Genomic DNA, 12,021 nt, shown 5'->3' on the forward strand with positions numbered 1-12,021 from the left:
GGACACAACTCATGATTCCCGATTTCACCGACGTGGCCCTGTCCCGGCTGTGGTCACTGGACGGCCGGGTCGCGGTCGTCACCGGCGGCGGCAGCGGCATGGGCCAGGCGACGTCGCTGCGGCTGGCCGAGGCGGGGGCGGCCGTGGCGGTGGCCGACATCGTCGCGGACAAGGCCAAGGAGACGGTCGACCTGATCGGCCAGCGCGTCCCCGGCGCGCGGGCGGTGCCGCTGACGGTCGACGTGACCGAGCCCGCGTCGGTGCATGCGCTCGGCGACGCGGTGACCGAGCTGCTCGGCCCGGTCGACATCTGGGTGAACACCGCCTGGCTGAGCTCGAGCGGCAGCATCGCGGATTACTCTGACGAGATGTGGCGCCAGGGAATCGGAGTCAACCTGGACGGCTCCTTCTACACCGCGCGCGAGGCGGCCAAGCGGATGCTCGCGGCCGGCCGCCGCGGCGTCATTATCCTGGTCACCTCGGGCAGCGCCCATCACGGCCGGGCCCGCCGTTATCAGTATGTGGCGGCCAAACATGGGACACTCGGACTCGTTCGGAGTCTCGCTCTTGAACTTGGCCCGGCCGGCATCCGGGTGGTCGCCATCGCGCCCGCCGCCACCGACACCCCCGGTTACCGGGCCGCGCCCGCCCGGTTCAGCGGGGCCGACGCGGAGCAGGCCAAGCGGCTGCTCGACGACACGATCGCCAAGATGGCGCTCGGCCGGCTCGCCCAGGCCGACGACATCGCCCGCGCGGCGGTGTTCGCCGCCAGTGACATGGCCGGCTTCATCACCGGCAGCACCATCCACGTCGACGGAGGCGTCGACGCCTCATGACGGTCCCGATGTCCCCGGTGGAGCAGGTGCACGCCCAGCTCGCGCGGCAGAAGTGGGCGGTCGACACCAGGGACGCCGAGGCACTCAAGTGCCTCTACACCGCCGACAGCGCCCAGGTGATCTACCAGGGCGGCCCGGACGGGCGCCGGGAGATAGCCCGGTCGCGCGGGCGCGACGAGATCATCGCCGGCATCACGGCGGGCTGGGAGCGCACCGCGGCGACGTGGTACCCCGGGTCGCTGGTCCACCAGATCGGCAGCGTGCTAGCGGAGCCGGCCGCCGGCGGGCGGATCCGCTGCCGGTCCTACGCGTCGATCCTGGCATTGGACGCGGCGGGCGCCCCGGTTCTGCGCGGGTACCTCACCTACGACGACACCTGGGCGCTCGACGAGGGGGAGTGGCGGCTCGCCGACCGCGAGACCGTCATGTTCGGCTATCCCCTGTCCCGCTGACCCGAGCTGCCCAGAGTCGGCCGCCGTCCGGCCTCGCGATGGTCATAATAGGAATATCAGTTACACATTCAATCCTGCGTTCGAGAGGGGCTGGCCAGATGACGACGCTCGGGCTTATCGGTGCGGGGAACATCGGCGGCACGGTGGCGCGGCTTGCGGTCGCCGCCGGGATTGACGTGGTGGTCGCCAACTCCCGCGGGCCGGAGACCCTCGCCGGGCTGGTCGGTGAGCTCGGCAAGCGGGCTTCGGCCGGCACGGCGGCCGAGGCGGCCCAGGCAGGCGACCTGATCGTCGTCAGCGTCCCCCTCCATGCCTGCGGCCAGCTTCCTGCCGCGCTGGCGGGCCGGACGGTCATCGACACGTGCAACTACTACCCGGACCGCGACGGGCACATCGCCGAACTCGACAGCGGCGCCGTCACGTCGTCCGAACGGCTTGCGCGGCTGCTGCCTGGGGCATCCGTGGTGAAGGCGTTCAACAACATCGACTTCGTCCACCTGGGCACGCTCGCCCGGCCGTTCGGCGCCCCGGACCGCAGCGCGCTGCCCGTCGCCGCCGACGATCCACGTGCCAGGGACCGGGTGACGGCCCTGCTCGACGCCCTCGGCTACGATGCGGTCGACATCGGGCCGCTGGCCGAGAGCTGGCGCAGCCAGCCGGGTACCCCGGTCTACGTTCAGCCCTACATGTCACCGGCCCCGGACGGCATGACACAGCAGGAGCGCGGTGCCTGGTTCATGAGCTCACCGGGCACTCCTGTTCCGGCGGCCGAGGTCAGGCAGCTCGTCCACGCCGCGGTCCCCGTCTAGCCCGCACCGCCGCCGGGCGAGCCGAGCAGCCGCCGGACCGCGTCCATCGCCTGCGCGGCGTAGGCAGCGGCTGGGACACCCTGCTCGGCGCGCCACCGCGACGGGGCCTCGACGCCGAGCATGACGTCCGGGCCGACCGCGTCGACCAGCTCACGCACCGGAAGGTCGCCGTCGCCCGGCAGCAGTCGTCCGCCCGACGCCTCCCGGGCGTAGGCCTCGCCGGCGGGCGGTGCGGCCGGGCCGTCGCACAGCTGGACGTAGGAGATCTGCGCCGGGTCAAGCGCGGCGACGTCGGCGGGCGAGCCGCCGGACCGGGCCAGGTGCAGCGCGTCGACCGTGACGGCGGCGTTGTCCGCCCCGGACCGCTCGATCAGCGCCAGCGCGTCGCCCAGCGTCTTTACCTGGGTGGACATCATGAACTCGATACCGACCCCGAGGCCGTGCTCCGCGCACAGCGCGCACAGCGCCGCGAACTGGTCAGCGAGCCGGGCCGGGTCGGGATCGTTGCCGTTCACGTCGATCCCGCGCGCGCCCAGGTAGGCGGCGGTCTCGACCAGCGCACGGAAGTCATCGAGGCCGGTGTCCGGCTCAAGCCGGCAGGTGGCGGCGTCGAACAGGGTCACCCCGGTCGCGTCGAGCCGCCGCCTGGTCTCCCGCCGCATCCGGGTGTCGCCGGTCATCGGGAAGCCGGGTGAGTACGCCCGCGGGAACTGGATCATCAGGCTGACGGCGGCGAAGCCGGCCCGCGCGGCCAGGTCGACGAAGTCCGGCGGCTCTACCTCGACCGCGGTGAAATGGCAGAGCATGAGCGGGCGCGGCGCCGGCATGCCCATTCATCCCCCTTCAGCCGGGTTAGCGGTTGGTGCGGCCGAGGTCGACAGGGAGCTGGATGCCGGTGACGTGCCTGGCTTCGTTCGACGCGAGCCACGCCACGGCGGCGGCGATGTCCTCGGCCTCGCTGACCTGGTCCGGCAGCGAGCCCAGGTAGAACGGGATCACCTCGGGCGTTTCCTCGATGAGCTGCCGCATCCCCGGCTTGAGGCCGGTGTTGACGCCGAACGGGTGGACCGAGTTCACCCGGATCCGGTACTTCGCCAGCTCGTTGGCGAGGCTCTTGGCCAGCCCGGTGACGCCGTGCTTGGCCGCCACGTAGTCGGCGATCAGCGGCAGGCCGCGCAGGCCGGCGACCGAGCTGGTGAAGACGATGGCGCCGCCGGTCCCCTGCTCGATCATGATCGGGATCGCGGCCCGGGCGGTGTAGTAGGCGCCCGTCAGGTTGACGCCGATCGTCTCGTCCCAGTTCTCAAGCGGGATCTCCCATGCCCGTCCGACCGTCGTCATCCCGGCGTTGGCCACTACCACGTCGAGCCGGCCGAGTTCAGCCACCCCGTCGCGCAGGGCGGTGCTGAGGGCCGCGTAGTCGCGCACGTCGGCGATGGCAGTGACCGCCCGCCGGTCGTGCTCCTCGACCAGCCGCGCGGTCTCCGCCAGGTCGTCTGGCGTCGGGCCTGGGTAGGTGGTCGTCGCCAGGTCGGCGCAGATGTCCACCGCGACGATGTCCGCTCCCTCGGCGGCCAGCCGGACCGCCTCGGCCCGGCCCTGCCCGCGGGCGGCGCCGGTGATGAAGGCCACCTGGCCCTCGAACCGCCGCGCCCGCGGCTCGGCCGGGACGCGCGCAGGCGGATTGGGTGCTGTCACTGGCCTACTCCTTAGGAGTGCGTTGCCTGGCCGAGGTAGGCGCGCTCGATCTGGGTCTCGTCGGCGGCGAGTGCCTTCGCGTCGCCGTGCAGCGCGACGTCGCCGTGGGCGAGCACGATCGCGGTATCGGCGATCTCCAGCGCGAGCATGACGTGCTGCTCTACCAGCACCACGGCGGCCCCGGTGTCGTCGGCCACCTTGCGGATCACCGGGAGCAGCTTCTCCACGATGACCGGGGCCAGTCCCATGCTGAGCTCGTCCACCAGCAGTACCTTCGGGTCCTGCATGAGTGCCCGCCCGATGGCCAGCATCTGCTGCTCGCCGCCGGAGAGGTTGCCCGCCGTGACCTTCACCCTGCGCTTGAGCTCGGGGAAGTACTCGAAGATGGTCTCGGTCGTGGTGGAACCGCGCCGTGACGCCAGCCGCAGGTTCTCCGCGACGGTCAGCTCCTTGAAGAGCGAGCGGTCGTCGGGCACGAGCACCAGCCCCGCCTTGACCGCGGCGCGGGGCGAGCCGGGTCGCACGGGGACTCCGCCGAGCCCGATGCTCCCGGCCAGCGGTGCCTGGAGCCCCGCGATGGTGAGCATCAGGGTCGTCTTGCCCGCGCCGTTCGGGCCGAGCAGCGCCAGCACCTGGCCGGCCTCGAGGGTGATGTTCACGTCGCGCAGCACGGGGCAGCCTGGCACGTACCCCGCGTCGACCCCGCTGCAGGTCAGTAGGGCGTTCACTGGACCACCTCCGCGATGTCAGGTCCGCCAGGAAGGCGGCGCGTGTTCTCCCGGCGTGTCATGACGCCGACTCCACTCCCGCGTGCGTCGTGCCCAGGTAGGCGCGCTTGACCTCGTCATTGCCGACGATGTCGGCCGGCGTGCCGACGGCGACCACCCGGCCGAGGTCGAGCACCACGATGCGGTCGCACACGTCGAGGACGAGGCCCATGTCGTGGTCGACCATGACGATGGTGGTGCCCGCGTCGCGGATCGCGCGCAGCCGCTCCCCGAGCCAGCGGCTCTCCGCGGCGTCGAGACCGGCCGCGGGCTCGTCGAGCAGCACGACCGTCGGGCGGCCGGCCAGCGCGCGGGCGACGGAGACGAGCTGGCGCTGGCCCACCGACAGCTCACGGACCGGATCGTCGGCGACCGCCTGCAGGCCGAGGATCTCGAAGTAGGCGTCGATGCCGAGCGACGGCTGCTCCCTGTCCGCGCGGGCCCTGTCCACGCCGGCCGAGCGCGCCGCCGTCGTGCCGACTTCCACGTTCTCCCTGACGCTGAGGTCGTCGTATAGCTCGATGCCCTGGAACGTGCGGCCAAGCCCGTCGCGGCTGCGCTGGAACGGCTTGCGCCCGTCCAGCTTGCGGCCGAGCAGCGCGACCGAGCCGGTGGCCCGCGCGTAGCCGCTGACCGCGTCGATCAAGGTGGTCTTGCCCGCGCCGTTCGGGCCGATCAGGCCGACGATCTCGCCGGGGAAGACCTCGAAGCTGACGTCCTCGTTGGCGACCACGGCGCCGTAGCGCACGCTCACACCGGACACCGTCAGCAGCGGTCTTGCGGGGTCGTGCGGTTGCCGCCCCCGCGCGGCCGGTGCGGCCTCGTCTGCCTTATCGGCCTGCGCCGGCACGGCGGCCGCGACTGGCTGGAGAGCCCGCGCCGGGGAGCGGCGCGCCTGCAGCCTCGCGCGCAGGGCCGCGAGCTGGGCGTGCACCGGTCCGACGATCCCCTCGGGGTTCAGGATGATGGTGAGGATGAGCAGGACGCCGTTGATGGCCGCGTAGTACACGCCAAGCTGCACCGGGCCATGGTGGAACGCGGCCGCGATGGCGACAAGCCCGACCACGGCCAGCGCGGCCCGAGCGGCCTTCGGCCGGACCAGCTGCACGATGCCGACCAGCAGGAGACCGACAAGCAGGACGTAGATCCAGAGCGGAACGCCCTTGTTGATCAGGGTGTAGATGATGCCGCCGGCGGCGATGATCCCCGCGTTGATCCCGCCGGAGACGCAGGTGATGCCTGCGATGTAGACGGTGGCGAAGAAGGTCACGCTGCCCATGGCCGTGTAGGAGCTGTAGTCGGCGCTTGTCTGCTGATAGGCCAGCATCGCGCCGCCCAGCCCGGCCAGGAAGCCGCCGATGGCGAATGCGATCAGCTTCACCTGCGAGACCGCCACCCCGGCGGCCGCGGCCGACCGCTCGTTGGCCCGCACCGCGAGCATCTCCGCCCCGAGCCTGCTCCGCCGCACCACCGCAACGCCGCCCGCCGCCAGGAGCAGGACGATGAGGCACAGGATGCCGAAGCTGAGCTGCGGGTAGCCGCGGCCCGCGCCCACGCCCAGGTCAAGCCCGAAGATCCGCGCGTCGGCGACCGGGGCGCCGGCGTAGCCGCCGTTCAAGTCCGGGTTGTTGAACCACAAGTCCTGCAGCGCCACCGCCAGCGCCAGGGTGGTGACCGCGACGGGCAGCCCCCGGATGCGCAGCGCGGGCAGGCCGACCACCACGCCGATGATCATGGCGATGACCGCCGCGAGCAGCGGCGCGAACGGGAACGGCACGTGCAGCTGGTGCTGAATGCGTGTCAGGGAGAAGGCGCCCACGCCCGCGAGCGTCAGCTGCGCGAAGGAGATCTGGCCGGTGAACCCGGTGACGACCACCTGGGAGAGTGCGATGACGGCCATGACGAGGGTAGTGATGACGGCCGCCCGGTCGGCTCCGTGGGTAGCGGTCAGCGAGACGAGCCCGAGCACGACGATCACCACGCCGGGCACCAGGTAGCCGCGCGGTCGCGGCGCCTGGCCCAGCGTCTTGGCGATGATCGCGCCGCGGGCCGGCAGTTCCCGTCCGCGCAGGACGAGAAATACCAGGATGACGAGCAGCGGAACGAGATCGGGCAGTCCCGCGGAGGTCAGCCAGCTCTTGGTCTGCAGGTAGGTGGCCTCGGATTCGAGCATTCCGATGGCCAGGGCGGCGGCGACCGTCACGCCGATCTTGGAGAAGTTCCCGACCAGGGCCGCCGCCAGCGCCGGCACGATGAACAGGGAATAGGAAGCGGGGGTGAGCGGGACGATGGGGGAGATCAGGACACCGCCGATGCCCACGATGGCGGTGCTCAGCGCCCAGTTCACCAGCGCGATGCGCTGCGGCGAGAGGCCGGTGACGAAGGCGCCCTTCTCCGACTCGGCCGCGGCCCTGGTGGCCAGGCCGAAGCGGGTGAGCCGGAACCACAGTCCCAGAGCGACCGACACCGCGACGATGATCGCCGCCGACCACAGCCGGTCACCGGGTACCCGGCTGCCGAGGATCTGGTAGACGTGCGCAGGGAAGATGGGCGCGACGGTGACGGCGGCCGAGCCGAGCCGCGTGGCGAGCAGCGCCTGCAGCACGATCATGACCCCGACCGAGGCGACCGCCTTCGCCGCGGCGGGCGCCGCGCGCAGCGGACGGAAGATCAGCACGTAGAGCAGCCCGCCAAGCACGGCGCCGACGGCCAGCGAGATCAGCAGGGCGGGCCAGAAGCCGAGCGGGCCGGTGCCGAGGTCAGCGGTGGGGCTGAGACCTGGTATCGGGTCGACCAGCTGCCCCATCCGCAGGTAGGCGTAGGTGTAGGCGATGTAGAGGGCGACCGCGCCGGACGCGAGGTTAACCACACCGGAGCTTCGGTAGGTGACCACCAGGCCGAGCGCCAGGGAGGCGTAGACGGCACCGGAGCCAAGACCGAGGATCAGGAACAGAACGGTAGTGCTCATGCCGGCACGGCCGCCTTTCTACGTCAGGCCAGGGCCTACTTGATGACCTGCGGGTTGGTTGCCTTGCCGTCCTGGACCGTCAGCACCACGTCGCCCCCGCTGCAGTTTGACGTCAGGCCCGCCATCGCCTTTCCGTCGCAGGTGAAGGTGAGCCCCGCGCCGGCCGGCACGGGCACGTCCTTCGCCGCCTTGATGGCGGTGGTGATCGTGGCGGGCGTCGGGTCGCCGGTCAGCGTGGACAGGGCGCGGATCAGGCCGAGCATCCCCTGGTAGCCGGTGACCGCGTCCCCGCTCGGGCTGTCGGCCGGGTAGTACTTGGCCATCACGTAGCGGTAGAGCTGCGCCTCCCCGTCATCGGACTGCGTGGCGGAGCGGCCCATTATCCGCACGCCGTTCATCGCGCTGCCCAGCGCCGTCAGGGTCGAGGTGTTCAGGCAGGAGGTGTTGCCCATCGTCGGCAGGCCAGGGGAGACCGTGGTCAGCGCCTTGAGTATCGAGGTGCAGGTGGACGCGTCCGCCACGATCGCGGCCGCACCCGGCTTTCCTGCCAGGCCGGCGGTCACCTGAGGCGTGGCGTCGGCGACGCCGTACGGAACCGGCTCAATGGTGAGGGCGACGCCGGCCGCCTTGAACAGCGGCCCGCCGACCGATTGCGCCCCTTCGAGCGCCGACGGGGCGTTGATCACGTACGCGGTGACCTTCTTGATGCCTTGCGAGGCTGCGTACTTGGCCATGCCCCCGAGGTCGGCGGGGAACCCGCCGGTCCACATGAACGTGCCCGCCGTGGTCAGCTCGGCTGAACTGGAACCGGTGGCCGACACGTACGGGATGCCCGCCTTGGTGATGATCGGGACCATGGTGTTGCCGAAGCCGGTGGTGCCGATGACGACCGCGGCCACGTTGTCCTGGACCATCTTGTTGGCGCAGGCGGTGGCGGAGGCGGTGTCCTCGCTCTCGCTGCACCGGTCGACCTGGATCGAGTGCCCGGCGATCCCGCCGAGTTCGTCGTTGGCGTAGTCGGCCGCGGCCACGGCCGCGTCGCCGGTCGCGGGCTCGGCGACCGCCGAGCTGCCCTCGTTGTTGATCAGGCCGATCTTGACCGGGGTGCCGGTCGCCTTCTTGCCCTGGAGGAACGGCGCCAGGGCGGCCGACGCGCTGCCGGTCGAGCTCGCGCTTGCCGAGCCGCTGGCGGCGGACGTCGCGGTGCTGCTCGAACCGCCGCCGGCGCTGGCGGTGCTTGAACTGCTGCTGCAGGCGGCCGCGCCCGCGAGTGTCAGGGCGGCCAACACGGTAAGGGGAACCAGCGGAACGCGGCGGGAAGCCCGCCCGGCGTCGCTGCCATTTTTCGCTGACATCAGTCCCATCCTCGCTGGCAGGACAGGCGGCACGATTGCTCGCTGCCACCGCCAAGTAGGCAGATGATTTAACTGAGGTATAGAACGGCCGCCTTCCTGATGTCAATAAAACAGACGGCTTATTTGTTCTGGCAGCAGGAGTTGCCGACGTGCCTCATGCCGGGTATGACTGGAATGTCCATTTAGGCTACGCGGCTTAAGTATCGAGGCGTTGACGGATCGGCTCCCGTGGCCTAGCCTCCGTCCTAACGGTCAGTTATATTGGTTGACTGATTTCACTTGGGCGTCTACTTGACTCCTTGAGTCCCCTGGAGCGCACATGGGCAAGCTCGATGGCAAGGTCGCGGTCGTCACCGGCGCGGCGCGCGGACAGGGCCGCAGCCACGCGGTGACGCTGGCGAGGGCCGGGGCGGACATCATCGCGCTGGACATCTGCGCGGACATCGAGAGCGTCCAGTACCCGCTGGCCAGCCCGGCCGATCTGGCGGAAACGCAGCACCTTGTCGAGAAGGAAGACCGCCGCTGCGTGACCTACCAGGCCGACGTGCGCGAGCCCGCGCAGGTGCGCGAGGCCGTCGACGGCGGGGTCGCCGAGCTGGGCCGCCTGGACATCGTCGTGGCCAACGCGGGCATCACCGCGCTTGGGCCCGCGCTGTCGGGCAGCGCCTTCCTCGACACTGTGAACGTTAATTTCCAGGGCGTGGTCAACGTCGTCACCGCCGCCTACCCGCATCTGCGGGCCGGCGCCTCGATCATCGCGACCGGCTCGGTCGCCGCCATGTTCCGCGGTGCGACCGACATCAGGCAGCAGGGTCCCGGTGGGGCCGGCTACTCGCTGTCGAAGCGGGAAATAGCCCGGTTCGTGCACGACCTGGCGCTGGCTCTCGCGCCCGAGTCGATCAGGGTCAACGCCGTCCACCCGGGCAACGTGAACACCGACATGCTGCACAACGCGGCGATGTACAAGGTGTTCCGGCCGGAGCTGGACGACGTCACGCCCGAGGACTTCGAGCCCGCGTCGGCGGCGATGTTCCCGCTGCCCATCTCCTGGCTTGAGCCGCGGGACATCAGCGAGGCGGTGCTGTTCTTCGCATCCGACGAAGCCCGCTACGTCACCGGCCAGCAGCTGCGGGTCGACGGCGGCTGCGCGCTGACGCACACGCCGGCGCTCCCTAATCCCTGAAAGCACCGGCCAATCCCTGAACCAGCCGACCGGACGGAGCACGCGGTGAAGGTCAGCATCGACTTGGACAAGTGCTGCGGGCATGCCCGTTGCTACGCCGTCGACAGCGAACTCTTCCAGCTCGACGACAGCGGGTACGCGCTGCGCGCGGACATCGACATCCCGCCGGGCGCCGAGGACAAGGCGCGCCAGGCGGTCAACGAGTGCCCCGAGCGGGCCATCAGCCTCCACTGACAAAGGCCGTCAGCCTCCGCTGACCAGCAAAGGAGTGGCCAGTGACCAGCGCCAAGCCCGAACCCGCTCCCTCCTGCCCGGTACACGACTACACCCCCTACGAGCTGAAGCCGCTCGGCGAGTGGACCGCGTTCTACGACCAGCTGCGACACGAGGCGCCCGTCGTCAAGAACGAGTTCGGCCGCGGCTACTTCATCCCCACCCGGCACGAGGACATCCTCGCCGTGCTGCAGGACCCGGAGACGTTCTCTTCCGAGGCCCTGGTCGCCTACGAGCCCGATCCCAGCTACAAGTGGATCCCGGCGATGATCGGCGGCGAGGAGCACCGGCAGTGGCGCCGCCAGCTCGGCCCCTACTTCTCACCACGCGAGATCGAGAGGGTCGACACCCGGGTGCGGGCCCGCGCCCGCGGGCTCATCGAGGAACTGGCCGGGCGCGGCTCGTGCGACCTGATGACCGACTTCGCGCTGAAGTTCCCGACCGCGGTCGTCCTCGAGATCGTCGGGCTGCCCGAGGATGACCTGCCCTTCCTGATGGCGCTCGAGGAAGACATCAACCACGCGATCGGCGACCCCGACGACGTCGTACGGCGCAAGGTCGCCGCGATCGGCGCGGTCAAGCAGTACCTGGCCGAGAAGATCGCGCAGCGGCGGGCTCGGCCCGCCGACGACCTGATCACCAAGTCGCTCGACATGCGGATCGACGGCCGGCCGGTCACCGACGACGAGCTGCTGAACTGGTGGCAGTTCCTGATCCAGGCGGGTCTCGACTCGGTGGCGGGCATGCTCGGCTACTTCTTCCACCACCTGGCGACGCATCCGGCCGACCGGCGGCGGATCGTCGACCAGCCGCAGACCATCCCGGCCGCGATGGAGGAGATGATGCGCGCATTCTCGTTCATCGTCACCGGGCGCAAGGCCACCAGGGACACCGAGATCGCCGGCTGCCCGGTCGCGGCCGGCTCGATGGTGCAGCTGGCGCTGAAGATGTCCGGCCGCGACGACAGCTTCTACGACCACGCGAGCACGGTCGACTTCGACCGGGGCACAAGCAACCACCTGGCGTTCGGGGCCGGACCGCACCGCTGCCTCGGCTCGCACCTGGCCCGCAGGGAACTGCGGGTCGCGCTGGAGGAGTGGCACCGGCTCATCCCGGACTATGGGCTCGGCGAGGGCGAGCCGATCACCGAGTTCGGCCGCAGCTCGGGCGTGAACACGCTGCCGCTGGCGTGGGCGGTGCGGGCCGGGTGAACGCCGGTTACGCTCCCTTCTTCCACGTCGGAGTGCTGGTCCGCGACATCGAGCAGGCCGCCGTCGACTTCGGCAAGCTCCTCGGGCTGCGGTTCGAGCCGGTGCGCAGCGCTCCGCTGGTCACCGGCGAGCCGATGCGCTTCCGCTACTCGCTGGCGGGCCCGCCGTTCATCGAGCTCGTCCAGATGGCCGACACCAGCCTCGGCATCTGGGGCCCCGAGCAGGGCGAGGGGCTGCACCACATCGCCTTCGCCGACCCGGATGTGCCAGGCACCTGCGCCGCCTTCGGCGGCAAGGCCGACACCGTGGTGGACGGCGGCGAGGGCGGCGAGGCCCGGGTGATCTTCACCCGCCCGGAGGCGCTGCACGGCATCCGCATCGAGTACCTCCAGTCGGCGATGGTGACCGCCACCTTCGAGCGGCTGCGCGGCGCCGCCGACGCCGGCTGACGAGCCCGAGGAGGCCGCCG

12 protein-coding genes are annotated in these 12,021 nt (G+C 70.9%); 7 read left to right on the top strand and 5 right to left on the bottom strand.

Annotated elements, in window-relative coordinates; translation table 11 throughout:
- Nucleotides 1-11 precede the first annotated feature (11 nt).
- The 3 genes from EAS64_RS26720 to EAS64_RS26730 all read left to right on the top strand — a co-directional run bounded on the left by EAS64_RS26720 (nt 12) and on the right by EAS64_RS26730 (nt 2,097).
- Nucleotides 12-836 carry an SDR family NAD(P)-dependent oxidoreductase gene (locus tag EAS64_RS26720; RefSeq protein ID WP_145857359.1) on the top strand — a complete coding sequence of 275 codons (825 nt, stop codon included), beginning with the start codon at nt 12-14 and terminating at the stop codon, nt 834-836.
- Nucleotides 833-1,288 (top strand): nuclear transport factor 2 family protein, encoded by a 456-nt coding sequence (locus EAS64_RS26725; RefSeq protein WP_145857360.1) that lies wholly within the window; start codon nt 833-835, stop codon nt 1,286-1,288. Before EAS64_RS26720 ends, EAS64_RS26725 begins: the two co-directional genes overlap by 4 nt.
- Before the next feature lie 98 nt (nt 1,289-1,386).
- Nucleotides 1,387-2,097 (top strand): NADPH-dependent F420 reductase, encoded by a 711-nt coding sequence (locus EAS64_RS26730; protein ID WP_145857362.1) that lies wholly within the window; start codon nt 1,387-1,389, stop codon nt 2,095-2,097.
- On the opposite strand, the gene EAS64_RS26735 is transcribed toward EAS64_RS26730, so the two are convergent.
- Genes EAS64_RS26735 through EAS64_RS26755 form a run of 5 tightly spaced genes read right to left on the bottom strand, consistent with a single transcriptional unit; the run spans nt 2,094 to nt 8,885 of the window.
- Nucleotides 2,094-2,924, bottom strand: coding sequence for a sugar phosphate isomerase/epimerase family protein (locus EAS64_RS26735; protein WP_187366202.1), 831 nt, complete (start codon nt 2,922-2,924; stop codon nt 2,094-2,096). The two genes, EAS64_RS26730 and EAS64_RS26735, sit on opposite strands and share 4 nt — an antisense overlap.
- Before the next feature lie 25 nt (nt 2,925-2,949).
- On the bottom strand, nt 2,950-3,795 hold the full coding sequence (locus tag EAS64_RS26740) for a mycofactocin-coupled SDR family oxidoreductase (protein WP_145857366.1): 846 nt from the start codon (nt 3,793-3,795) through the stop codon (nt 2,950-2,952).
- A gap of 11 nt (nt 3,796-3,806) precedes the next feature.
- A complete protein-coding gene (locus EAS64_RS26745) occupies nt 3,807-4,523 on the bottom strand; it encodes an ABC transporter ATP-binding protein (RefSeq protein WP_145857368.1) in 717 nt (238 codons plus the stop codon).
- Nucleotides 4,524-4,581: 58 nt separating this feature from the next.
- Complete coding sequence (locus EAS64_RS26750) at nt 4,582-7,530, bottom strand: branched-chain amino acid ABC transporter permease/ATP-binding protein (protein WP_145857369.1); 2,949 nt, start codon at nt 7,528-7,530, stop codon at nt 4,582-4,584.
- A 35-nt stretch (nt 7,531-7,565) separates the two neighbouring features.
- A complete protein-coding gene (locus EAS64_RS26755; protein ID WP_145857371.1) occupies nt 7,566-8,885 on the bottom strand; it encodes an ABC transporter substrate-binding protein in 1,320 nt (439 codons plus the stop codon).
- 319 nt (nt 8,886-9,204) lie between these two features.
- Here EAS64_RS26755 and EAS64_RS26760 point away from each other — a divergent pair, with 319 nt between their 5' ends.
- Genes EAS64_RS26760 through EAS64_RS26775 form a run of 4 tightly spaced genes read left to right on the top strand, consistent with a single transcriptional unit; the run spans nt 9,205 to nt 12,001 of the window.
- A complete protein-coding gene (locus EAS64_RS26760; RefSeq protein WP_145857373.1) occupies nt 9,205-10,068 on the top strand; it encodes a mycofactocin-coupled SDR family oxidoreductase in 864 nt (287 codons plus the stop codon).
- A 45-nt stretch (nt 10,069-10,113) separates the two neighbouring features.
- Nucleotides 10,114-10,302 carry a ferredoxin gene (locus EAS64_RS26765; protein WP_145857375.1) on the top strand — a complete coding sequence of 63 codons (189 nt, stop codon included), beginning with the start codon at nt 10,114-10,116 and terminating at the stop codon, nt 10,300-10,302.
- Nucleotides 10,303-10,343: 41 nt separating this feature from the next.
- Nucleotides 10,344-11,552, top strand: coding sequence for a cytochrome P450 (locus tag EAS64_RS26770; RefSeq protein WP_145857377.1), 1,209 nt, complete (start codon nt 10,344-10,346; stop codon nt 11,550-11,552).
- On the top strand, nt 11,549-12,001 hold the full coding sequence (locus tag EAS64_RS26775; RefSeq protein ID WP_187366203.1) for a VOC family protein: 453 nt from the start codon (nt 11,549-11,551) through the stop codon (nt 11,999-12,001). The genes EAS64_RS26770 and EAS64_RS26775 overlap by 4 nt, the downstream gene beginning before the upstream one ends.
- Nucleotides 12,002-12,021: the final 20 nt, after the last annotated feature.

Source organism: Trebonia kvetii (genome assembly GCF_007827045.1).
Classification (GTDB): domain Bacteria; phylum Actinomycetota; class Actinomycetes; order Streptosporangiales; family Streptosporangiaceae; genus Trebonia; species Trebonia kvetii.

Coding starts and splice junctions, on each gene's coding strand:
- EAS64_RS26720 (WP_145857359.1), top strand. CDS start 12: ATGATTCCCGATTTCACCGACGTGGCCCTGTCCCGGCTGTGGTCACTG.
- EAS64_RS26725 (WP_145857360.1), top strand. CDS start 833: ATGACGGTCCCGATGTCCCCGGTGGAGCAGGTGCACGCCCAGCTCGCG.
- EAS64_RS26730 (WP_145857362.1), top strand. CDS start 1,387: ATGACGACGCTCGGGCTTATCGGTGCGGGGAACATCGGCGGCACGGTG.
- EAS64_RS26735 (WP_187366202.1), bottom strand. CDS start 2,924: ATGCCGGCGCCGCGCCCGCTCATGCTCTGCCATTTCACCGCGGTCGAG.
- EAS64_RS26750 (WP_145857369.1), bottom strand. CDS start 7,530: ATGAGCACTACCGTTCTGTTCCTGATCCTCGGTCTTGGCTCCGGTGCC.
- EAS64_RS26755 (WP_145857371.1), bottom strand. CDS start 8,885: ATGTCAGCGAAAAATGGCAGCGACGCCGGGCGGGCTTCCCGCCGCGTT.
- EAS64_RS26760 (WP_145857373.1), top strand. CDS start 9,205: ATGGGCAAGCTCGATGGCAAGGTCGCGGTCGTCACCGGCGCGGCGCGC.